This window comes from Exiguobacterium sp. AB2 (assembly GCF_000696055.1).
GTDB lineage: Bacteria > Bacillota > Bacilli > Exiguobacteriales > Exiguobacteriaceae > Exiguobacterium > Exiguobacterium alkaliphilum.
In genome coordinates, this window is sequence record NZ_JNAA01000075.1 from 1 (window position 1) to 21,961 (window position 21,961).

The 21,961-nt window shown below is 55.1% G+C and carries 19 protein-coding genes and 1 pseudogene; 6 read left to right on the forward strand and 14 right to left on the reverse strand.

Features of this window, described 5'->3' with window-relative positions:
* Nucleotides 1-158 precede the first annotated feature (158 nt).
* Nucleotides 159-1,600, forward strand: a pseudogene (gene cls, locus DI14_RS10085) (cardiolipin synthase).
* A gap of 37 nt (nt 1,601-1,637) precedes the next feature.
* Here the strand turns inward: cls and DI14_RS10090 are convergent.
* The 5 genes from DI14_RS10090 to DI14_RS10110 all read right to left on the reverse strand — a co-directional run bounded on the left by DI14_RS10090 (nt 1,638) and on the right by DI14_RS10110 (nt 6,191).
* Nucleotides 1,638-2,615: a hypothetical protein gene (locus tag DI14_RS10090; RefSeq protein ID WP_034808163.1), complete on the reverse strand. Its 978-nt coding sequence runs from the start codon at nt 2,613-2,615 to the stop codon at nt 1,638-1,640.
* On the reverse strand, nt 2,612-3,640 hold the full coding sequence (locus DI14_RS10095; RefSeq protein ID WP_034808165.1) for a DUF58 domain-containing protein: 1,029 nt from the start codon (nt 3,638-3,640) through the stop codon (nt 2,612-2,614). Before DI14_RS10095 ends, DI14_RS10090 begins: the two co-directional genes overlap by 4 nt.
* Nucleotide 3,641: 1 nt before the next feature.
* Nucleotides 3,642-4,550 (reverse strand): MoxR family ATPase, encoded by a 909-nt coding sequence (locus tag DI14_RS10100; RefSeq protein ID WP_034808167.1) that lies wholly within the window; start codon nt 4,548-4,550, stop codon nt 3,642-3,644.
* A 94-nt stretch (nt 4,551-4,644) separates the two neighbouring features.
* A complete protein-coding gene (locus DI14_RS10105) occupies nt 4,645-5,340 on the reverse strand; it encodes an amino acid ABC transporter permease (protein ID WP_034808169.1) in 696 nt (231 codons plus the stop codon).
* A 2-nt stretch (nt 5,341-5,342) separates the two neighbouring features.
* On the reverse strand, nt 5,343-6,191 hold the full coding sequence (locus DI14_RS10110) for a transporter substrate-binding domain-containing protein (RefSeq protein ID WP_034808171.1): 849 nt from the start codon (nt 6,189-6,191) through the stop codon (nt 5,343-5,345).
* 400 nt (nt 6,192-6,591) lie between these two features.
* Here DI14_RS10110 and DI14_RS15550 point away from each other — a divergent pair, with 400 nt between their 5' ends.
* A complete protein-coding gene (locus tag DI14_RS15550; protein WP_200871115.1) occupies nt 6,592-6,747 on the forward strand; it encodes a hypothetical protein in 156 nt (51 codons plus the stop codon).
* 484 nt (nt 6,748-7,231) lie between these two features.
* Here DI14_RS15550 and DI14_RS10120 read toward each other — a convergent pair whose 3' ends face one another.
* Genes DI14_RS10120 through DI14_RS10130 form a run of 3 tightly spaced genes read right to left on the reverse strand, consistent with a single transcriptional unit; the run spans nt 7,232 to nt 9,042 of the window.
* Nucleotides 7,232-7,684 (reverse strand): GNAT family N-acetyltransferase, encoded by a 453-nt coding sequence (locus tag DI14_RS10120; RefSeq protein WP_235193444.1) that lies wholly within the window; start codon nt 7,682-7,684, stop codon nt 7,232-7,234.
* A 15-nt stretch (nt 7,685-7,699) separates the two neighbouring features.
* Nucleotides 7,700-8,416: an MBL fold metallo-hydrolase gene (locus tag DI14_RS10125; RefSeq protein WP_034808175.1), complete on the reverse strand. Its 717-nt coding sequence runs from the start codon at nt 8,414-8,416 to the stop codon at nt 7,700-7,702.
* A 14-nt stretch (nt 8,417-8,430) separates the two neighbouring features.
* The gene (locus DI14_RS10130) at nt 8,431-9,042 is read right to left on the reverse strand and encodes an NUDIX hydrolase (RefSeq protein ID WP_081825882.1); all 612 of its coding nucleotides are present in this window, start codon (nt 9,040-9,042) and stop codon (nt 8,431-8,433) included.
* A 143-nt stretch (nt 9,043-9,185) separates the two neighbouring features.
* Here DI14_RS10130 and DI14_RS10135 point away from each other — a divergent pair, with 143 nt between their 5' ends.
* A complete protein-coding gene (locus tag DI14_RS10135; protein WP_034808179.1) occupies nt 9,186-9,692 on the forward strand; it encodes a DinB family protein in 507 nt (168 codons plus the stop codon).
* A 216-nt stretch (nt 9,693-9,908) separates the two neighbouring features.
* Here the strand turns inward: DI14_RS10135 and parC are convergent, their stop codons facing one another.
* The 3 genes from parC to DI14_RS10150 form a co-directional block, all read right to left on the reverse strand.
* The gene (gene parC / locus DI14_RS10140; RefSeq protein ID WP_034808181.1) at nt 9,909-12,314 is read right to left on the reverse strand and encodes a DNA topoisomerase IV subunit A; all 2,406 of its coding nucleotides are present in this window, start codon (nt 12,312-12,314) and stop codon (nt 9,909-9,911) included.
* Nucleotides 12,315-12,316: 2 nt separating this feature from the next.
* Entirely contained in the window at nt 12,317-14,284 is a 1,968-nt protein-coding gene (parE, locus tag DI14_RS10145) for a DNA topoisomerase IV subunit B (protein WP_034808194.1), read from the reverse strand.
* 130 nt (nt 14,285-14,414) lie between these two features.
* Entirely contained in the window at nt 14,415-14,819 is a 405-nt protein-coding gene (locus DI14_RS10150) for a CoA-binding protein (RefSeq protein ID WP_034808183.1), read from the reverse strand.
* Between the two features lie 364 nt (nt 14,820-15,183).
* Here DI14_RS10150 and DI14_RS10155 point away from each other — a divergent pair, with 364 nt between their 5' ends.
* Together DI14_RS10155 and DI14_RS10160 are read left to right on the forward strand one after the other, a co-directional pair.
* Entirely contained in the window at nt 15,184-16,242 is a 1,059-nt protein-coding gene (locus DI14_RS10155; RefSeq protein WP_034808185.1) for a GGDEF domain-containing protein, read from the forward strand.
* 15 nt (nt 16,243-16,257) lie between these two features.
* On the forward strand, nt 16,258-17,265 hold the full coding sequence (locus DI14_RS10160; RefSeq protein ID WP_034808187.1) for a tyrosine-type recombinase/integrase: 1,008 nt from the start codon (nt 16,258-16,260) through the stop codon (nt 17,263-17,265).
* Nucleotides 17,266-17,327: 62 nt separating this feature from the next.
* On the opposite strand, the gene DI14_RS10165 is transcribed toward DI14_RS10160, so the two are convergent.
* The 3 genes from DI14_RS10165 to DI14_RS10175 form a co-directional block, all read right to left on the reverse strand.
* Nucleotides 17,328-18,464 carry a hypothetical protein gene (locus DI14_RS10165; RefSeq protein WP_034808189.1) on the reverse strand — a complete coding sequence of 379 codons (1,137 nt, stop codon included), beginning with the start codon at nt 18,462-18,464 and terminating at the stop codon, nt 17,328-17,330.
* Nucleotides 18,461-19,669, reverse strand: coding sequence for a hypothetical protein (locus tag DI14_RS10170; RefSeq protein ID WP_235193445.1), 1,209 nt, complete (start codon nt 19,667-19,669; stop codon nt 18,461-18,463). The genes DI14_RS10165 and DI14_RS10170 overlap by 4 nt, the downstream gene beginning before the upstream one ends.
* Before the next feature lie 64 nt (nt 19,670-19,733).
* A complete protein-coding gene (locus tag DI14_RS10175; protein ID WP_051622680.1) occupies nt 19,734-20,924 on the reverse strand; it encodes a MalY/PatB family protein in 1,191 nt (396 codons plus the stop codon).
* Nucleotides 20,925-21,039: 115 nt separating this feature from the next.
* Here DI14_RS10175 and DI14_RS10180 point away from each other — a divergent pair, with 115 nt between their 5' ends.
* The gene (locus tag DI14_RS10180) at nt 21,040-21,696 is read left to right on the forward strand and encodes a M48 family metallopeptidase (RefSeq protein ID WP_034808192.1); all 657 of its coding nucleotides are present in this window, start codon (nt 21,040-21,042) and stop codon (nt 21,694-21,696) included.
* The last annotated feature ends 265 nt before the right edge of the window (nt 21,697-21,961 follow it).

Below are 21,961 nucleotides of genomic sequence, written 5' to 3' on the forward strand. Positions count from 1 at the left end.
ACACCGCGCCAGCGGTGTTTTTTTTGTGTCGATGCGTGTCAATCCGTGAATGTTTGCGGACAAACAGGCGGAAACTGAAACGAATTATCGTCTGGCCATATTCACTCACGCCAAATCTCCTTTAAACGGGTATGTAGAGAGAAAAAGAGGGGAATTGGATGGTCTCAATGGAAATCATCATCAGCGTTCTCGGTATCGTGCTGATTGTCTTGAACGTCACGTTCGCCGTTACCATCATCTTTTTCGAGCGGCGTGACATCGGTTCGACGTGGGCTTGGTTGCTCGTCCTATTCTTTATCCCACTGCTCGGTTTCTTCATCTACATCTTCTTCGGTCGGTTAATCAAATCGAACAACTTTTATCAAGTCGACGAGGAACGTCGCCACGAGTACGCCAAACACGTCGACGACCAATTGACTGGGCTCGATGCGCATGATGGCCTGTTCGCTTATGACCCGCTCTTATCCAAATATCGAAGGCTCGCCCGCTTGAACTTATCTTCCACGAACGCGCTCGTGACGTATCATAATGCGATTCAGGTCATTCATGACGGCGAGCAGAAGTTCGAGGCGTTGTTCCATGACATCGAGATGACTACATCATTCAAAACGATTCGCTCGGTCAAGCGCTCATCGAGGCGCTTACACGCCGGGCCAAGGAAGGTGTCAAAGTACGTCTGCTTTATGACGCCGTCGGCTCGAGGGGGTTGCGACGCTCCCATTTCAAACAGCTCCTCGCGCACGGCGGCGAGGTGAAGTCGTTCTTCCCGTCACGCTTCGGCATCAACTTTCGGGTCAACAACCGCAATCACCGCAAGCTATGTATCATCGACGGAGACATCGGCTATATCGGTGGCTTTAACGTTGGGAACGAGTACTTGGGCACGAATCGTCAGTTCGGTTATTGGCGCGACGTGCATCTGCGGATGAGAGGGGAGGCGGTGCGTGAACTGCTCGAACGTTTCATCCTCGATTGGAACCGCGCCGTACCGACGAAACATCGGTCCGAGAAAGAGGACTTCCTTTCGCCGACCGTCCTGCTCGAGACGGCCCATTCCCCGGTGCAAATCGTCACATCAGGCCCGAACTCGTCGACCGAGCACTTGAAAAATATGCTCGTCAAGATGATCAACGAGGCGAAAGAGACGATTTACATCCAGACGCCTTATTTCATCCCTGACGCCAGCTTCCTCGACGCCTGCCGCAACGCGCTCATGTCTGGGACGAAAATTCGCCTGATGATTCCGAATAAGCCGGACCACATGTTCGTCTATTGGGCGACGTATACGAATGCGGCCGAGCTTGTCTGCTACGGTGCCGAAGTATATACGTATGAAGGTGGGTTCTTGCACGCGAAGACGCTCGTCATCGACGGCGAGGTCGCCTCGATTGGAACGACGAACATCGACGCCCGTAGTTTCCGTCTCAATTTCGAGATCTCGGCGCTCGTCTATGATGAAGTTGTGGCCCAGTCCGTCATCGATGCGTTCGATCGAGACCTCGCATGTGCTGACAAGTTAACGATTGAGCGTTATGAGACACGGACGAAATGGATTCGATTCAAAGAGAGCGTCTCCCGTCTACTCAGCCCGATTTTATAACAAAAGACCAACGCAACCCCTAGGGGTCACGCTGGTCTTATTGTTTGAGCAATTGTTTGACATGTTGTTCGAACGACTCGATGATCGGAGCGGGCGCGTCTTTCTCCCCGTACTCGGCCGCTTCGAGCCAAGTGGCGAAGAGCGAAGCGTCGGTGAAGCGGATGCGTGTCAACCAATCGTGGACCGTCTCTTCATGGAACCGTGGATGGGCTTTCTCGAGACGACGTCCCGCATCGAGTAGCCGGACGTGTTTCGGCGTGCGCACGGCACGTAGCGTCCGTTCATGGGTGACATGCGCCCGTCTCGGCACGACCGCCTCTTCTTGGACATCTTTTCGTTTCTGCAAGTAGATGAACAGGAACACCCCGATGACGAGCAAGAAGATGAAGAGGGCGATCCATACGACTGTCTGATTCGAGGCCGTCTCAAAGAACGTCTCGTTCGAAAGCGTCTCCGCATCCAAGTTCGGATTTTCAGGCACCATGAACCGGTTTACCCGGTCGGACGGATCAAGCGTGAACCCATCGAACCAGCCAGCAATCCACATGAGAAACGGACGGACCCACGCCACGAGATCGCCGAACAACAGCTCTTTAATCGTCCGGAGCACGACGGCAAGCGTCAACCCGATTGAGAGGCCGACGGCGAGCATCGCCAACATCCGTTTATAATCACGGCGGTAATAGAGACTTCGTTGCCAAAACAAGAACAGGAACGGGAATGCGATCATCGCGAGCGGTTGGGATGCCGGCGGGAACAACCAGTCGACGATCAAGAACAAGACGCTTGCGATGGCGTACCGGTCCGTCCAGTCGAGCGTGCGGATGAAGGCATGCACGTACGTGAACAACATCAAGGAGACACTCATCTCAAAAGAGAAGTATAGCGCCATGACGCTGAGCGCCGTCTGGGCACCGAGCTGCCAATTGCGGGGGAATCGCAGCGTGAGAAGATAGACGAGCGGAAAGACGTGACCGACATAAAACGCGGCAAAGACCCACCATAATAGTTTCATCGTCCGTCACCCCCGAGCCGGAGGATAGACTGGCTGCCCCCGTATTTGGCGACCTTCCGTTCGAACAATGACCGTGCGAGCGGGAAGTCACGTTCCGACAGACAAGCGAGTGTCGTCATGACCTTACGAAAATGCGTCTCACCGCTCCCCGGGGCGAGGTCATACGTGATGCCGTCTTTCGTGAGCGTCGGGACGATGAGCCCATAGCTCGCGTTCTCTTTCTCAAAGTCGCGGCATAGCGCCGCCGCCTGTGAGATCAACCGTTCCATCTGGTGGGTGAGGGCACGTCCGTCTTTCGTCAACAAGTCGAGGACGACGACATACTCGTTCGCCTGAACCGGTTGCTCGGTCCGGGCGAGCAGTTCGCCCGTCTTCGCATAGGCCGACCAATACAGTTGACGCATCGGCTGGCCGTGGTACGGCGCCACCGATTGGAACGTCTCCGGGTCCCGATAGGCGCTATGGCGCACCATCTCCTCGCCTGGCAACGTCGGCGGCCGTTTCGGGATCGGGTACGGCATGAAGTCCGGGAAGACGTAGCCGATCCGATCGAGCGGCTCTTCTTTATAGAGAGAGAACATCCGGAGCGGGTCACGGATTTCAATGCCAATCGCCTCAATCCGGATCGGACCGCGCTTGATCGCTTTCAACGGAAGCGTATAGGCGACTTCCGCCTCGCGGCCGACATAGTTCTCTTGGCGCCAGAACGCATGGTCCTCCGAGTCGACGGTCGGATGCAAGTAACCGGACAAACGGACGACACCGAGCGGGACAGGTGCCGTCGACAATAGATTGATCGTATACGTCTCCTCGTCACCCGGGAACAGCTTCAACTCGTCGGTCACATCGACATGCACGTGATCGGCGAGACGGAACAACAGCTCCGGCATGATGAGCGCATAGAGGCTGAAGCCGAGAATCGCACTCGCGAGGAAGACGTTGCCGTACAAGGCGATGAACACCCCGACGACGAACAAGAGCCACATATACCCGGACTCGAGGTAGCGAGGGCTGACGAGTTGCATGTCACACCTCTGATGGGACCGCGATGGTCTCAAGGACAGATTTGATCAGCTTCGACGGTTTCGTCTTCAATGATGCCTCGACCGTCAAGACGACGCGGTGGCCAAGAATCGGCATGGCGAGCGCCCGAATGTCTTCTGGTGACACGTAATCGCGTCCGTCCATAAATGCATGGGCCCGGGCCGCCATCGTGTAAGCGAGCGTCGCCCGCGGACTCGGCCCGACCTCGATGTCCCGGTGGTGCCGGAGCACTTCGACGAAATCAAGAAGGTAATCCTCTATCGCCTCGTGGAACGTCACGTCACGGACCGCTTGTTGCATCTCGGCGAGCTCGTCTTGCTTCAACGTGAACGGCGCCGCGCTCAAATGTTCATTACGCAGCAACCGGCGCTCGGACTCGCGAGATAACGGTGCGAGTGACAGCTTGAACAAGAAACGGTCGAGCTGGGCTTGCGGGAGCGGGAACGTGCCTTGCCCGTCGAACGGGTTTTGTGTCGCGATAACGAAAAATGGGTCCGGCAGACGAAGTGACACTTCGCCGAGCGTCACTTGGCGTTCCTGCATCGCCTCAAGGAGGGCGGATTGCGTCCGTGGCGTTGTCCGGTTGATCTCATCGACGAGCAAGATCGATGTGAAGATTGGTCCGGTCCGGCGCTCGAACGAGCCCGTCGTCGGATTGAACAGCTCCATCCCTAAAATATCGCTCGGAAGCGTGTCCGGCGTACATTGCACCCGTTGGAAGGCAGCAGACACGGAAGAGGCGAGGCTTCTCGCGAGTGTCGTCTTTCCGGTCCCCGGCCGGTCTTCAAGCAGTACGTGTCCGCCAGAAAGGAGGGCGATCGTCGACAGCTTGATGGCTTTCGACTGTCCGATCACTTGGTCGTTCAAATATGTGGTCCATGGTTGTATCATTTGTAGTTCCCCCGTCTTTTTCTGAATATTTAAGAAAATCATAGCACATTCAAACGCTCGTATGATACGAAAAGAAAAAACGATGACAGCATCGTCATCGTTTCGGTGAATCCAAATAGCGTTCAAAATGCCGTTCGAGCCAGTCTTGGAAGAACGACATGAACGTGCAGATGCCCCAATAGATCAAGGCGACGACCAAATAGACCGTCATGTAATCGAACTCTCGTCCTCCGACGATCTTCGCCTTGTTGAAGATTTCGGGGACGGTAATCATCGCGGCGAGCGAGCTCGCCTTAATCAAATCGAGAAACACGTTCGAGAGCGGGGGGAGGGCGATCCGTGTCGCCTGGGGCAAGATGACCCCTTTGAGCGTCAGCCACTTGTTCATCCCGAGCGAGCGGGCGGCCTCGACCTGTCCATCATCCACCGCACGAATCGAGGCCCGGATAATCTCGGCGATATAAGCGGCCGAGTTCAAACTGAACCCGATAATCGCCGCCGTCAACGCCGCAAACTGAATCCCGATGAACGGGAACCCAGAATAGAGGATGAACAAAATGATCAAAATCGGCACACCTCGCATGAACGAAATATAAAACGTCGACGGGAAGCGGAGTAGCCGTGACGGTGACAGCTTACCAAGGGCAAGGATTAAACCGAGCACAAGCCCGAAGAACATGCTGACGAACGAGATCCATAGCGTGTTCGGCAGCCCCCCGAGAAGGTACGGGAACGAGCGGATGGCCAAGTCGGCATCAAAGATTGCCTCCCATTTCACTCCTTCGAACATACTCAGTCCAATTCGACGATCGTCGCTTCGACGTCCGGCTCGACCGATACGTCCGCGCCGTTATAGAACTGTTCTGACAATTCTTTCACCGTACCGTCCTCTAGCATCTCAGCAAGGACACGATCGATATTTTGTTGCAACTCGTCGTTCTCATTCGACATGAGGAATGCGACTTCTTGCGGGTTATAAGCGATATCCGGGTGGATGGCGATATCGAACTCCGGGAAGAAGGCGAGGGCGAGCGTCTGCAGGTAGTAGTCGTTCAAGATGACGTCCGTGCGCCCAGTCGATACATCACGAAGGTACTGGTCGTTCGTCGCGTTGTCATAGATGACTTCTTCAGCCCCGTATTGACGCGCCACCTCCATGAAGACGGTCGTCGCTTCTCCAGCTGCTTTCTTGCCTTTCAAGTCCTCGAGCGAGTCGATGCCTGAAAGGTCACTCTTCCGGACGATGGCCGTTCCGTACGTGTACTTATACGGTGTCGAGAAGGCGAACTTCTCTTTGCGGTCCTCTGTGACCGAGATGTCGTTCGCGGCGACGTCGATCTGCCCGTTCTGGACGCTCGTCAACATGTTGTCAAACGCCATCTCTTTGAACTGAACTTCAAGGTCAAGCCGCTGACCAATCTCTTTCATCAATTCGACATCGAATCCTGTCAACTCGTCACTTTCTTCGGCACGGAACGAGGCAGGGTAGAGTGTGCCGGCCGTCCCGACCGTGAGCGTACCGCTCTCTTGAATCTCATCCCAGCGCGAAGTCTCGGCCTGATCGGTGCTCGAATCACCACACGCCGCGAGCGGGACAGCAAGTAAAAGGGAGGCCGCGAAGCCTTTTGTCAAACGTTTCATCTATGTTCCTCCTTAAGTTATCATCTGTCTAAAAATAGCATGACAATCGATTACAGGCAACTCCTAAGAATGGATGAACAGCGTTAAAGTTATTTTTGAAACACAAATCCATAAAGCGCTATCACGTCCTTGAATGAACGATTCAGTTGAGTAATACAGTTTATTATTTCCGACGAAACAGGTGTAGAATTGAATTGAGCTAGTTGTGCGGATGGTGAAGAAACTTTGTCCAACAATGAATAAAGTTGAATCAAGGAATTGTTGATGTTGGCTATGATGTATCAAGCAGAAAGAAGAGTTTCATATCAATCTAGCAAATAATGTAACAGGTGCTTGATGAACGACGAGCAACTAGCTTTAAACCAGTTACAATAATCCAGCTACGGGAGATGGACCAACCATGACAGTTATGACGATGATCATCGTTTTAGCAATCGGCTTAATCACGCTTATGATTGGACTCTTTACAAAGAAAAGATGGGTGACCATCCTGTCGCTCATTCCACTAGGATTGTCACTTTGGAATTTGATGGCCTTATTCTCGATGGGTATGTAATAGGGGTTTGAACAATTATATGAGGAAGCATTCTTGGAGTTCGACGAGACGACTTGTATCGGACAAATCCGTGTAGTAAGAGACTGGAACCGTTTTGTATATATCGAGACGTATCGAAACAGCGACTCGGTCATATGCTGATCGGTATTGAGAGGACGTAGGCGAAATTGCAATCGTTGCTCGGATTGTCACTCGAAGCGCAGACCGATAACGTGATCGCGTGTCGATTTTATGCGAAAGAAGGGTTCGCGCTCAGGAACGTGGATACGCTCAAACAGACCTGAAATTCGGACATCGAACTGACGTTGGATTGGTACAAAATTTTCTGAGTTGCAGCTGAGAGGCGAGACGTCAAATCTGACATTACGCTTCTCTTTTTCTTTCTAGTTAACATAACATATATTATCAGTAAAAATAAAACTCTGTCTCAATCCTTTAGTATACTTAAAGAAGTGAGACAGAATGAGAGAAATGAGACGAGATGTTATGCACGTGTAAATCGAATCAATGTGACACCGGGTTCCGGTTCGAATTCGGAGCTCGCTTCAAACCCTAACTTCGTATACAGACGCTTTGCTGGACCGTTATGTTTTCCGGTATGGACATAAACTAGCTTGTCTTCATGAAGGCTTAAGACGTGTTCGAGCAAGGTCGTCGCCAGTCTCGCCCGAAAATATGTCGGATCAATACACAGCTTTGTGACTTCGACCGTTGTCTCGGCCGTCTCAATCGTGATAAATCCAATCAACCGCTCGTCGTTATACAATCCGTAACTCTCACCGGATAAATTTTGAATCACTTCAACCGTCTCATATCGAGCTGGAATCTCATCGAAACCGATCAACTCAGCCTCGACCGCGTAGGCGTTTCGTTGAATCTCGAGCATTTGCTCAGCCGAACGATATTGCGTCGTCTGAATCTCACGTAGCTCCATCATCTCACACCTCCTCCTTTACCGTGAAAACAGCCGTGCCCGTTTACGCTTCGCGCGTTTTAGCGCCCGATAGAGCCGATGAGTCCCTTCAATCGATTTTCCATGGCCTACGAACGTATGACGTGGCGCGAGATCGATCAACTTCTCGGCGTTCTCGACAGCGGCCGACTTATCCCATGTCGCCAGTCCAGGAAGCGGGAAAAGCGGTCTGACGTCCCCTGCCACAGCGACTCCCCCATGCGATTGAAACGCGTCGCCTGCGAACAGAATCCGACTCGCTTCATCAAAATAAGCGACGGAGCCCGGTGTGTGACCGGCAGCGTGATAGACGCGGAACCCGAACAACCGCTCACCTGGGTCTAACCGCTTGTCCGGCAACGAATGAATTGTCGGGAGCGAGCCTTTAATTTTAAGCTCCCGCTCATCCGGGTCGGTCGTCCGATCCCCTTCAAGCAATCGGGCATCGCGGCGCGAGATGTACAACTCGGCATGAGGATGGACTTTCAAGATGCGATCGACACCTCCGACGTGGTCGCCGTGGGCATGCGTCAATAAAATGGCAAGAAGCGGCCGTTCAAGCGACTCGATATAGGCCAAAATGTCCGCGGCGTTCCGTTCAAGCGCCGTATCAATCAAGACGAGCCCGAGCTCTCTTTCAATCAATTGGACGTTAATCGGCAGTACCGGCGCGTAAAAGGTCAGTTGATGAACATGTTCCAAGCGTGTAATGACCACACAATCCCCTCCCCTCAATCAAACAATGTCACCCAGTCTTCTTGCCACCGGGCGTCAAAACACATATGGAGTTGCTCGAGCGTGTTACGAGCGAGCGAGAGCGGCGGCAACGCGTCCCGTGTGAAAAAGCCGACGTCGCTCGTCTCATAGCTCACCTGCGCCTCCCCGCCAATCAGCTCGCATTCGATAAACAGTTTATAGTAATGCTGCGACATGGGCGGATGTGGATGATGATGCATATCAAACAAGGCGACGAGACGGATCGGTGCGACATCAAATCCCGATTCCTCCTCAATCTCTTTGACGATATTCTCCGTAGGCGAGAGCCCGACCTCGCAAAAGCCACCCGGAAGCGTCCAAAGTCCTTCTGAACGTTCTTTGACGAGCAACAACCGGTCTTCTTGGAAGACGACACCCCGTACGTCAAGCTTTGGTGTCGGATAGCCATCAATGTGCGTCAACTCAGTGATCTCGTCCAATGCGAGATTGGATTGTCGTTTAAACATCTCGGTCGCAATCTGTTGCAGTTCAAGGTACCGCTCGCGGTCAAACTCGTCTTTCGTGAACGTCAAGCCGGCCTGAGCCAATGCCTGTAGCCGTTTTGCCCAATCGAGCCATTCTGACATAGTCATCCCTCCATCGTTTGTCCTGCTACTCATTTCGCCGCAGGGGTGAGTTGTTCCTCTTCAAGAATACCCGCTTCTAGCAGAAAGTACGTATCGTGCACATGATATACTTCATACAATATGATTCATCAAGGAGGAAACGTATGACGATGCTTATATTATCCCAATTCAAAGACGATTTGGACGGTTATACCGAGCGACAGTTGCGATATCAGGCAGCAGACGATATCTGGTCAATCGGACAAATGTACGACCATATCATCGTGGTGGCTGAGGAATATGCGGATGAGATTAAACGGTGTCTCGCTTCCACTGAAGAGCAACCGCTCGGGAAGACCGAGTTCGGTGAACGGTTGTTTCAGGCCGGTGGGTTCCCTCCGATGAAAATCCGTTTACCTGACGAAATGAACCAACCTCCGAACAATATGGACAAACGGGAACTGCTCGAACGCCGGATCGATGCATTGCTTTCCCGTCTTGAGCGCCTCGAACCGTTCGTCCGGTCGGCAAATCCTTACGTTAAAGCCCAGCATGGCGGTTTTGGCTGGTTGAACGCACAAGAGTGGTACGCCCTGATCGAGATGCATACCCGCCATCACTTGCGCCAACAGGCCGATTTGGAACGGTATCTTATGGAGGCTGACATCTAAGACGTATTCAAAAAGACGCCTCGCGCGTCTTTTGTTCATTTCTCATCGTAAAAGCTTTCTGTAAACGAATCATTTAGTCCGTACCGCTCGTCAAGCAACCATTTCATTTCAAGATCGATGTCGCGAATCCAGCTACTTTTCAAGCTTCTGTCTCCTTAAATACATTTATACCGGAACGAAAAAACCCTGCACAACGTCTGTTGTACAGGGCCCTCCTCAATCGAGGTACACGTCTTCAATCTCACCGAACGTCTCCTCGTCAAACACGAACGAGCCGTTGGCGTAGCGGTCTAGAAGCGTCAACTGCTTCGTCTTGACCGTCTTCGCTTTCTCTTTCCCGATAATGTGGAGCGTCTCATCGTCATGCACCGGGAGCACACGACGAATCTGATGCGGTTTCGATTTGACTTCACGGATGAGCATCGTCCCACGCAAGTTACGGTTCGTGCAATCGAACTGATCCTCGAGCTTCATCTTCTTGACTGCGCCACGCTGCGTCACGAGGACGAAGAGAGGCGGCGTGAAGAAGGCAAACGCATCGGCGACCGTGTCACCATCCTTCAAGTTCATCGCCTTGACGCCGGCGGCACGTTGCCCGACGACCGGTACGTCATCTTCCTTGAACCAGAGGCCATAGCCACGCTCCGAGACGAGGAACAATTGGCCCGGCCCGTCGCTGATCCCTGCGAAGACGACCGTATCATCGCCTTTTAACTTGAGCGCCATGAGCGCTTTCGACTTACGCTGGGCGTCATAGTCACGGAGCGGCGTCCGTTTGACCATGCCGTCACGCGTCACGAACAGGCAGTGTGCGTCGGTATCGAACGTCGAGACGACATCGGCCGAGACGACTTGCTCGCCCTCGATCGGGACGAGGTTAGCCACGTGCTGTCCGGCATCCTTCCACTTCGACTCCGGAATCTGATGGACCGGGATGAGCAAGTAGCTGCCTTTGTTCGTCCAGACGAGCAAGTGGTCCGTCGTCATCGCCTGGGTTACGAGGACAGGACGGTCCTTGTCTTTCATGTCCGGCATCTCGTCGCTCGAAGCACCGTATGAGCGCATCGACGAGCGTTTGACGTAACCGTCACGGCTGACGAAGACCATCGTCTCTTCGACGGCGATCATGACCTCGGTCTTCAGCTTCAACTCCTCGACCTCAGACTCGATGACCGAACGTCGCGCATCACCGAACTCGTCACGGAGCGCCGTCAGTTCTTTCGAGATGAGCTTTCGTTTCGTCGCGTCGACGTTCAAGATGTTCGCGAGACGCGTGATCTCTTTTTGGAGCGCCTTCGCCTCTTTTTGAAGCTCGACGATATCCGTGTTCGTCAAGCGATACAATTGAAGCATGACGACCGCTTCGGCTTGGCGGTCCGAGAACGAGAAGCGGTTCATGAGCTTCTGTTTCGCCTCGGCTTTATCTTTCGCCGAACGGATGAGTTCGAGCGTCTCATCTAAGACCGAGATGGCCTGTTCAAGCGCGTCGACAATCTCGGCGCGTTTCTTCGCCTGCTCGAGCTCGAACGTCGTGCGACGGGTGACGACTTCTTCGACATGTTTCAAGTAAGCGTCGATGGTCGGAAGTAGTCCCATCTGTTTCGGTGTCCGGTTGACGATTGAGACCATATTGTAGTTATAGGCGAGCTGAAGGTCCGTATGCTTTAAGAAGAAGTGGAGCACACCTTCCGCATCGGCCTCTTTCTTCAACTCGATGACGACACGGACACCGGTCCGGTCGGTCTCGTCACGGACTTCGGCGACGCCTTCGACTTTCTTGTCGAGACGCAGTTCCTCCATCTTCTTGACGAGGTTGGCCTTGTTCACTTCATATGGGAGCTCCGTGATCGTGATCTGTTCACGGCCGCCTTTAAGCGGCTCGATGACCGATTTGGCGCGGATGATGACCTTGCCTTTCCCGGTCTCGAACGCTTTCAAGATGCCGTCGCGACCCATGACGATCCCGCCGGACGGGAAGTCCGGTCCTTGCATATACTCGAGCGCTTCCGTCGCCGTCTGAACCTGACCTTTCAAGCGAGCAATGGCAAGGTTCAGCACCTCCGTCAAGTTATGCGGTGGGATCTCGGTGGCGTAACCAGCCGAGATGCCCGTCGTCCCGTTCATGAGCAAATTCGGAAGGAGCGAGGGCAAGACGAGCGGCTCTTCGGTCGAATCGTCGAAGTTCGGCGTGTAGTCGACCGTGTTCTTCGAGATCGACGTCAGCATGACGCCCGCAATCTTCGACAGTCGGGCCTCGGTATACCGCATCGCGGCAGCCGAGTCGCCGTCCATCGAGCCGTTGTTCCCGTGCATGTCGATGAGCGGGTAGCGGAGCTTCCAGTCCTGCGACAGGCGTACCATCGCCTCATAGACGGAGCTGTCACCGTGCGGGTGATAGTTCCCGATGACGTTCCCGACCGTCTTGGCCGATTTGCGGTACGGTTTCTCGTTCGTGTTGCCCTCATGGTGCATCGCATACAGGATGCGGCGCTGAACGGGTTTGAGCCCGTCACGCGCGTCCGGAAGCGCCCGGTCCTGAATGATATATTTCGAGTAACGCCCGAAACGGTCACCGACGACCTGTTCGAGCGACAAGTTTAAAATGTGTTGAATCGTCGACATCGTTACATCACTTCCTCAATCGCTTTAGTCACGTGTTCATTGGCGATGATCGAATCATCTTCCTGGAGGCCGAAGGCGACGTTCTCCTCGATCCACTCACGGCGATGGGCGACGTTGTCTCCCATGAGCACCGAGACGCGCTTGTCGGCGATGGCGGCGTCGTCTACCGTGACACGGATGAGCGTCCGTGTGTCCGGGTTCATCGTCGTCTCCCATAACTGGTCGGCGTTCATCTCCCCGAGACCTTTGTAGCGCTGGAGGATATAGCCTTTCTTATACACTTTGACGAGCTTCTCGAGCGCTTCTTCGTCCCAGGCATACTCGAACTGTTCCGACTTGCCTTTCCCTTTCGAGATGCGATAGAGCGGCGGCAAGGCGACGAATACTTTGCCGGCCTCGACGAGCGGGCGCATATAACGGAAGAAGAACGTCAACAGGAGCACTTGGATATGGGCCCCGTCCGTATCGGCATCGGTCATGATGATGATCTTATCGAAATTGCAGTCCTCGAGGTCGAAGTCGTGGCCGACGCCGGCCCCGATCGCATGGATGATCGTATTGATTTCCTCGTTCTTCATGATGTCCTGAAGCTTCGACTTTTCCGAGTTGATGACCTTCCCACGGAGTGGCAAGATGGCTTGGAACGTCCGGTCACGACCCTGTTTGGCCGAGCCGCCGGCCGAGTCACCCTCGACGAGGAACAGTTCGTTCTTGGCGGCGTTCTTTGACGTCGCCGGTGTCAGTTTCCCGTTCAAGATGCTCGATCGTTTCTTCTTCTTACCGTTACGGGCCTCTTCGCGCGCCTTGCGGGCGGCTTCACGGGCCTGGGCAGCACGAATCGCCTTCTTGATGAGCATCGTCGCCATCTGTGGATTCTCCTCGAGGAAAATCGTTAGTTGCTTCGCCATGACACTGTCTGCGCTCGTACGCGCTTCCGGCGAGCCGAGTTTCGACTTCGTCTGGCCCTCGAACTGAAGGAACTCCTCGGGAATCCGGACCGAGACGATGAGCGTGAGTCCTTCACGGACGTCGCCCCCGTCAAGGTTCTTATCTTTCTCTTTCAACAAGCCGTTCTTACGCGCATATTCGTTCATGACGCGGGTCATCGCCGTCTTCGCGCCGACTTCGTGCGTCCCGCCATCGCGTGTCCGGACGTTATTGACGAACGAGAGGACGTTCTCGGAGTAGGCGTCCGTGAACTGGAAGGCGAGTTCGAGCTCGATATCGTTCTCCGTCCCTTCGAAATAGACGATCGGATGGAGCGTCGCCTTGTCGTCGTTTAAATATTGGACGAACTCGGCGATCCCTTCCTCGTAATGGAACGTTTCTTCCTTCTCAGAACGCTCGTCTTTCAATGTGATCGTGAGCCCTTTCAAGAGGAAAGCCGACTCGCGTAACCGTTCGGCAAGCGTGTCATAGTTGTAGGTCGTCGTCGAAAAGATCGAGGCATCCGGTTTAAAATAGACGCTCGTGCCGGTCTGGCGTGTCTTCCCGGTCTCAAGGAGCGTCGTCTGCGGGATTCCGCCGTCGGCAAACGTCTGCTCGAACAGCTTGCCGTCTCGGTGAATCGTCACGACGACCTTGCTCGACAGTGCGTTCACGACCGAGGCGCCGACCCCGTGGAGGCCCCCGGACGTCTTATAGCCGCCTTGGCCGAACTTTCCGCCGGCATGGAGCACCGTGAAGATGACCTCTGGCGTCGGTTTGCCGGAAGCGTGCATCCCCGTCGGCATGCCGCGGCCATGGTCGCGGACCGTGATGGCATCGTCTTTATGAATCGTCACATCGATTTGCCCGCCGAACCCGGCGAGCGCCTCGTCGATCGCGTTATCGACGATCTCGTAGACGAGATGGTGGAGACCGCGATGGTCGGTCGAACCGATGTACATCCCTGGTCGTTTACGGACGGCCGTGAGTCCTTCGAGCACCTGAATGGCGTCTTCATTGTAATTGAATAAATCTGTTGACATTTTCGTCACCTCAATTTCGAACACACGTTCGTTTTTCTACCCTATTGTATAGCTGTTTTCGGATTCTGGCAAGCCTGCCTCCGACGCGCGAGGCACGTGAAAAAAAGGAGACCTGCCAAGGAGGCAGGTCTTAACCGATCAAGCGGGCATGCTCGACGTAGATGCATCGATTCTCGACGTAATCGATGCCGGCTTCACGGGCGATCCGCTCCGCGTCGGCGTTCGAGAGACCGAGCTGGTTGAAGATGAGCCCGACATCCCCATGTCGGACGGCATCCTCGGCGACCTCGGCCAAAAATTCGCTGCGACGGAAGACGTCGACGATATCGATATGGCCGGGAATGCTCTCGACGGTCGGATACACTTTCCGTCCGTTCCACGTCTCGAGCGTCGGGTTGACCGGGATGACGGTGTAGCCTTGCAACAACAAATAGTCGGCGATTTGATTCGCGGTCTTGTTCGGGTTCGAGGAGATCCCGACGACGGCAATCGTTTTCGCTTCTTCGAGCAATCGTTTCAAATGCTGGTCATCCATTCTGTTTGCCCCCTTTTGTTTACGTACTCAGTGTACCGTTACCTTATTCCCTGTTTCAAGGTTTATTTTCATCATACATACAACTGTAACTCTTTTCTTTTTATAAAACAAATCAATTGGTTCACTATAAATTATTATGTAAACCATGTTTATCGGCTTCAAGATTTTCAGATCGAATCAGTTATACGAGAATATCGCAAGAGAGGTTGAAGCTAAACATTCTTGAACCTTGCGTGAAATATCTATTTCACGCAAGGTTAACGACCGTTCCAAGCGGGTCGATGGCGAGCGATTGACTCGAATTTCGAGACAAATATGTGCAAATGGAGCCGGTTTCGATATACTGGGTAAAGGAGGTGTTCGCGTGGGGACAACCTATGAGGAACGTCGCGGTACGTTATATAACTATCGCATCACATTATACGGGAACGCGCTCGCATGGTTGATTCATGTCGTGTTCTTCGTCACCTTTTTACGGCTCGACGTCATGTTGCTCGCCTGGTCGAACGTCGCCAGCGTGCTGTATTACACGATTTCGTTTTACTTCGTACATAAACGCTACTATCGGACATTCTTCGTCGGCCTGTTCGTCGAGGTCGTCTACAATGCCGTCATCTCAACGATCGTCCTCGGTTGGGATGCGAACGTTCATTACTTCATCATCATGGTCGCCTATGGCGTGTTCTTCATGCCGAACGTGAATCGAGGTGCGCGCGTCGCGACGACCGGCATCGCCATGGCGATTTACGGCTCGCTTTACTTGTTCGTGTCGGATGGCACAGAAGCGCTTGCGCCCGCCTTCGAGCAAGCGCTCGGCTTGTTCTGCCTCTTGTCGACGATCGGGCTCATTGCGGGACTGTCGTTCATCTTCGAAGGATCGGTCGTCGAAGTGACGAACGAGCTCGAGGGGACGAACGAACGGCTGCATACCCTCGCCTCGCGCGACGGCCTGACCGGTCTCTACAATCGACTGACCGGGACGTCACGCATCGAGGAGGGCGTCGCGCGTGCGGTGCAGGAAGGCCGACCGTACGCCGTCGCTCTGGCCGACATCGATCACTTCAAGGCGTTCAACGAGCTGCACGGTCATGATTGCGGCGACCTCGTCTTGCGCCGCGTCGCCACGACGCTGACATGGACGGACGCCGTCTGCGTCCGTTGGGGCGGAGAAGAGTTCTTACTCTTCCTCGCCGGGGAGACAGAGGCCGACATTGACGAACGGCTCGACGAGCTGCGCATCCGCATCAAATCGACCGAAACGATTTACGAGGGGGCTCGCCTTCACGTCACGATGACGATCGGCGTCGCCCATCGCGACGGCAAAACACTAGAAGCGGTCGAACGACTCGTCAAGGAGGCGGACGATTTCCTGCGCACCGGCAAACAGGCCGGCAAGGACCGCGTCATCTCATCGATTAGTTAATAAAGGAGTGATTCCGTGAATCTATTTCGCCAACTCGGTCAAACCCCTGCCCAAGCAACCGCACGTCGATTCGACTTGAACGGCTACGACCGAATGCCCGACTTCATCCAACGGTTCTTGAACCATCTCGCGGCGAAACACTATTCGAAACAGACAGCTCAGCGCTATTTGTACGATTTTGACGACTTTTTCCGCTGGGTCGAGGCCGCAAGCCTCGTCAAGGTCGACCCGAGGACGGTCGAGGCCGCCTCATTCGCCGAATTCGACCACGCCGGGGCCGAGGCGTATGCGACGTATCTCGCCCTCGAGCTCGACAACGCCGCGAGCGTCATCAACCGCAAACTGTCCTCGATGCAGTCACTGTTCCACTTCCTAATCGAGACCGGCGTCACGGGGACGAACCCGTTCCAAACTGTGGAGCGCCCGAAACGAGCGAAACGTAACCCCGTCTATTTAACGGAGTCCGAATGGCTCGATTTCTCGACGCTCGTGCGCAGCAATGTCGGTATGAGCGACCGCGAGGCCGCCTGGTACGAGCGGAATCGCGAGCGCGATTTCCTCATCATTCAACTGCTCGGCCTGTCGGGCATCCGCGTATCGGAACTGACGGGACTCGATTGGAGCGACATCGACTTGACGACGAGGTCGATGCGCGTCATCGGAAAAGGCGACAAGGAACGAATCGTCCCCCTCGCCGCCCCGCTCGTGGCACTCCTGACCGAATGGAGTTCAGAACGCGGCCCCGTCTTCAAAAATGACAAGGGAGAGCGACTCTCCGTCCGCACGGTTCAACATATGCTCAAGCGTCACATCGATCGCTTGAAACCGTATCTATCGTTCTTGGTACACAAGCAAGTGACGCCGCACAAACTGCGTCACACGTTTGCCTCGCGTCTGGCGATGGCCGGGGTCGATGTCTTGACGATTCAACAGTTGCTCGGTCATGAATCGGTCGCGACGACGCAAGTATATGCCCATATCGGTGATGAGAAAAAAATACAAGCAATAACAGGTTTACTATAATATATTATGTAAATCAAAAGCGTAAAGTACCCCCGCTCTTACGATGAGGACGGGGGTACTTTTCATAATTGACGTGTCGACAAGATGATAATCGTCTCGTCGAGCACAGTATAGTATGCGTTCTCGAACCGTTGGCGTTCGTTCGCCTCGAGGTGGAAGATGCTCACGCCTTGGTCACCTTCAGCCGACTCATGGATAAAGTATGTCCCACCGAGCACACGCTCGAATGGAGCCGTGTCGAGGAAACGGGCACCGGACGTCGCATCGATCAGTTCTGTGTGCTCGTCCGACTCCTCCACTTTGATAAAAATCGTCGAAGTGACATCGTCATACGTGAAATCGAGCGGCTCGTAGGCGCCCCAGTCGATGACGGCGACTTCACGCAGTACGTCCGGTGCCGTCAGTTCATAAATCGTCTCCTCGTTCGCCTCGTCGATGAAGGCCGCGAAGCGGAGCTTCCCGTCCCGTTCACCCAAATATTGCACGGTGTCCCCTTCCCCGTGCAAGCGAATCAGGTCATCGAACGGGATGTGCTCCGCCTTCGACCAAATCGCATCGACCGCCTCGTCGAGCGAACAAACGAGAATCGCCTCGGAGTGATCGATTGGATCGTCCGGGGAGACGAGACCGGACTCGAGCGCCTCATAATAGTCAAACTCGTCGAGTCGGGCGTTGCAAATGATGTAAGGGACGCCTTCGAACGAAGCTGTAAACAAATACAGCTCGCGGAACCGGCCGGCCTGACCGATGAGACGTTCGTCTCGGATCCGTTCCTGTTGATTCGTCTCTACGTCGAACAGCCATGCCTCGTCCGTCGCCCCATAGCTCGTCAAGAAGAGGAAGTAGCGGTCGCCGAGCACCCAATAGAGTGTACTGTTCCCTCGCTTTTCGAACGTCGCGAGCACGTCCTCCCGTCCGGTCCAATATTCGAGCGTGACAAGTTCTGTCCGGACGACACCCGTACGGTCCGGCGCCTCGTTCAGAAAGTAGACACGCCCATCACTCATGAACAGCTTGGCCATGCCGTAATCTTCATACGTACGTTGATTGATCTCGGTGACGGCCCCGTCCTCTTCGTCGTAACGATAAATCGAGAAGGCGGTCTCGCCTCGCTTCTGTCGGTAATAGACAGACGATTCGGTCACGGCAATCAGGTCTTCGTGACTAATCGGCATCGCGCGTGCATCGACAATTCTCATAAGGCACCTCTTTCGTAGGGGGATTCGATCGGTTCGACGGTGACAAGTCCAGGCGGTCGTTTCGGGAACGTGATCCGCAAATAGGCATACTCGATGACGGACTGGTGCGGATCGGTCTTCTCGATCCAGCGGATACGCTGCTGGTTGGCAAGGGCGTGCCCGATTTTCTCCTCGATTTGGAACTGGGAGATGCCACGGTAGGCGACTTCTTGGATGTAGGTCGACTCATCGGACTCGAACTGTTGCCAAATCCCCATCACGAGCTGACCGAGCGACGAGACGCGGTCGTCCGGTAGTCGCACCGTCCGTAGCGTCTGCTCGACCTCGTTCAGGCATTCCAATGGGTCGTCAGCGACGGCAAACAGCCGTTTCGCCGAGTTGTTCATGACGCGATAGCGGCGTTTACCGTTCTCGAGTCGGAGCACTTGGGCGTACGGTTCGACGGGCACGCCGTGAAAGAACGTCTCCGTCCCGCCCCAGGCGAAACCGAACGATGGATCGAATTTTCGAATCGTCCGCATGAAGGCGAGCATGAAGTCCTCGACTTCCCGACGTTCGAGCCGCAACCACTCAGCGAGGGCGAGTGCCCCCGGCTCTTTCGGGATGCGGTCGACGGGGAAGAAGAGATCCCCTTCACTCAGCCGGTGGGGACGAAGCACGGTCCCGTCGGCGCGATAATCGGTCGCCGGCCGACCACTCCGCCCCGCATACACGATCCACTCATCGTCCGTGCTCTCGAGCGCGTACGCCTGATGGGCCCAAGGCGGGGTCACGTAAAGGGCGGGAAACTCCTCATACGTCTCTAGATGTAAATAAGACCGGTCGTTCCACAGTTGAGCGAGCAAGCGGACGATCTCCCCCGTCTCCGACTCTTTCGGGGCGATGTAATTCCCGGTGTTTCCGATATACGTCAATAAGTGAAAGCCATAGGCGTGATAGAGATGGCGTACGATCCGCTCGAACACCGCGGCGACCATGCGCTCGAACAATGGATGGTCGTCACTGCGGTTCACGGTCGTTGCGTCCACCGTGCACATGAGCCACCCCATCCGTTCATAAAGCCGAATCCGGAGCGGGTAAAAGATGAGCGGAGAGGATGTCGCATGAATCTCGGTCATCCCGATGTTAACCATATTCTCGACTTGAAGCGTGAAGCCGCTCCGTCTTAACTGCTCCTCCATCTTTTTCTTCCAATTGATCTCCATCATCTCACCTGCTTTCTCCCGCCTCGTCTGTCGGCTCGTTGTGAAATTTTTCCCGTTTCTCGTTTCATACAAACGCGTTTCCTTCGGGTTGTGTCGTCTCACCGATTTGACGGACGAGGCGCTCAATCGCCTCGTCGAGGATGGCGCGGCGTGTCCCGAAGTTGATCCGCTCGAACGTTTGTCCCGATATACCGAACGGTAGCCCAGGGGAGAGGAAGAGACGCACGTCCTGCTGCAACCATTTCTTCCGTTCGTCAGGGGTGAGCCCGAGCGCTGCGAAGTCGACCCATAAGAGATAGCTCGCCTCCGGCAGGGCACAGGTCAGCTGAGGCAACGATTCTTGGATTCGTCCGACGAGATAGTCGGCCTGTTCCTCGAGCTCGGCGCGCAGCTGGTCGAGCCATCGTTCGGCACGCGGGTCGGTATAGGCCGCGACGATGGCCGTGTTCGCGAACGGCGTCGGCAAGACGTGATGCTTGTTCTGGACTTGGATGATCCGTTTTCGCCAGACATCGTCCGGACAGATGATATAGGAAGCGAACAGCCCGGCGATATTGAACGCCTTCGACGGCGCACTGACCGTGATGACGTTCGAATCGAGGCGGTTGAGGGCGACGTGTCGTTGTGTCGGGAACGTCAAGTCCGCATGGATCTCATCGGCCACGACGATGACGTCATGCCGCTTGGCCAGTTCGATGACGCGCTGCAACTCCTCCGCGGTCCATACCCGGCCGACCGGGTTGTGGGGGGAGCAGAGCAGGAACAGTTTCGCCTGGCGCATCGACTCCTCGAGCGCGACGAAGTCCATCTCGAACCGACCGTCCACTTGCTCGAGCGGCGCATCGAACAGTTCGCGCCCGAGCCCCGTCACGAGCTCATGGAACGGCGGATACACCGGCGACTGGATGACGACCCCGTCCCCCGTCTCGGTGAGCGCCTCGACGATCTGGGTGAGCCCCGGTACGACCCCGTTCGAGAACAAGACGTGGTTCGGGTCGACCTCGGTCTCGTGACGGCGTCCATACCAGGAACTGACCGCCCGTTGCGCTTCACGTGAGAACAGCGTATAGCCGAACTCCCCGGTCGCCGCGCGTGCTGCGAGCGCCTCGCTGATCGCTGGTGCGGTCCGGATATCGATATCGGCGACCCATAACGGTAATACGTCGGACTTCAAACGAAACCAGCGCTCGAGGCCGTCCCATTTGACCGAGTCAGTCCCGGTCCGGTCGAGCGTTTGATGTAAGATTGATTTCATAGTCATCCCTCCTGTCCTTACTGTATCAAAAATATCAATCGGCTTGTCGGCAAAAACGTGGCGGTTTTCCGAGACGTGTTCTATAATCGAGCGAGAAGATGAGGGGGTGAGACCGATGACCGTGAAAGTCATCCGCCATAAACGCAGAAAATACGCCGCCTTTTTCGTGACGCCTGAAGGAATCGAGTTGCGCATCCCGGCCCGGCTCCCGAATCGGACGGTAGAGGCCATCTTGCATGACCATAAGGACTGGATCAACGATCGGCTCGCGGCGCTTCCACACGTGCCGGCATTGCCGTCCGATACGTTGTTATTCCAAGGGAAGACGGTGCCGCTCGTCCGACGGAAAAACATCGATACGTTCGCCTTCGAAGAGGACACGTTCATCTGTCCCGACACGTGGGACGAGACGCACGTCCGTGCCGCCTATGAACGGTTCCTTCGTGTCGAGGCGCTCCGTTACGTCACCGCGCGTTCACTCCTATATGAACGGACACTAGACGTCCGGGCAAAGAAGATTCGCATCGGGCATCAGAAGGCGCGTTGGGGCTCATGTAGCTCGACCGGGACGATCTCGATCAACGTCCGGCTCATGCTCGCGCCGTCCGAGGTGCTCGACTATGTCATAGCCCATGAATGGGCCCACCTTATCCACTTCGACCATTCGAAGGCGTTCTGGTCGACCGTCGCCTCGATCTATCCCGACGTCAAGGCGGCGACGTCTTGGCTAAAAGCGAACGGGCACACGCTCCAAATCAAAAAAACCAATTGACCGAGGCGAGGGCACTGAAAAACTTCAAATGTTTTTGAACAGAGGAGCGTCGTCCCGGAAGGGATGGCGCTCCTCTGTTTTCATCGCCCTTCAGCCGCCCTGTCCGGCACGCCGCTTTCCTGGGGGCGGGCGTCGAGCCGCATCGCGACGTCGTCGCTGCTGGGTCTCGCCTTGCCCGCTGATTCCCCGGGAGTCGGCGTGCCCTCGGGCGGCGCTGTACGCGCCGGGCATTCCGGACTATACTGACTGTAACCAACCAACTTGG

What these genes read in the sequence shown, in the direction of transcription:
- DI14_RS10175 (WP_051622680.1), bottom strand. Translation starts at nt 20,924, where the DNA reads ATGAAATCAATCTTACATCAAACGCTCGACCGGACCGGGACTGACTCG.
- DI14_RS10120 (WP_235193444.1), bottom strand. Translation starts at nt 7,684, where the DNA reads ATGATGGAGCTACGTGAGATTCAGACGACGCAATATCGTTCGGCTGAG.
- DI14_RS10150 (WP_034808183.1), bottom strand. Translation starts at nt 14,819, where the DNA reads ATGGATGACCAGCATTTGAAACGATTGCTCGAAGAAGCGAAAACGATT.
- DI14_RS10180 (WP_034808192.1), top strand. Translation starts at nt 21,040, where the DNA reads ATGACCGTGAAAGTCATCCGCCATAAACGCAGAAAATACGCCGCCTTT.
- DI14_RS10130 (WP_081825882.1), bottom strand. Translation starts at nt 9,042, where the DNA reads ATGTCAGAATGGCTCGATTGGGCAAAACGGCTACAGGCATTGGCTCAG.
- DI14_RS10170 (WP_235193445.1), bottom strand. Translation starts at nt 19,669, where the DNA reads ATGGAGATCAATTGGAAGAAAAAGATGGAGGAGCAGTTAAGACGGAGC.
- DI14_RS10135 (WP_034808179.1), top strand. Translation starts at nt 9,186, where the DNA reads ATGACGATGCTTATATTATCCCAATTCAAAGACGATTTGGACGGTTAT.
- parE (WP_034808194.1), bottom strand. Translation starts at nt 14,284, where the DNA reads ATGTCAACAGATTTATTCAATTACAATGAAGACGCCATTCAGGTGCTC.
- DI14_RS10090 (WP_034808163.1), bottom strand. Translation starts at nt 2,615, where the DNA reads ATGAAACTATTATGGTGGGTCTTTGCCGCGTTTTATGTCGGTCACGTC.
- DI14_RS10095 (WP_034808165.1), bottom strand. Translation starts at nt 3,640, where the DNA reads ATGCAACTCGTCAGCCCTCGCTACCTCGAGTCCGGGTATATGTGGCTC.
- DI14_RS15550 (WP_200871115.1), top strand. Translation starts at nt 6,592, where the DNA reads ATGACAGTTATGACGATGATCATCGTTTTAGCAATCGGCTTAATCACG.
- DI14_RS10165 (WP_034808189.1), bottom strand. Translation starts at nt 18,464, where the DNA reads ATGAGAATTGTCGATGCACGCGCGATGCCGATTAGTCACGAAGACCTG.
- DI14_RS10100 (WP_034808167.1), bottom strand. Translation starts at nt 4,550, where the DNA reads ATGATACAACCATGGACCACATATTTGAACGACCAAGTGATCGGACAG.
- parC (WP_034808181.1), bottom strand. Translation starts at nt 12,314, where the DNA reads ATGTCGACGATTCAACACATTTTAAACTTGTCGCTCGAACAGGTCGTC.
- DI14_RS10110 (WP_034808171.1), bottom strand. Translation starts at nt 6,191, where the DNA reads ATGAAACGTTTGACAAAAGGCTTCGCGGCCTCCCTTTTACTTGCTGTC.
- DI14_RS10105 (WP_034808169.1), bottom strand. Translation starts at nt 5,340, where the DNA reads ATGTTCGAAGGAGTGAAATGGGAGGCAATCTTTGATGCCGACTTGGCC.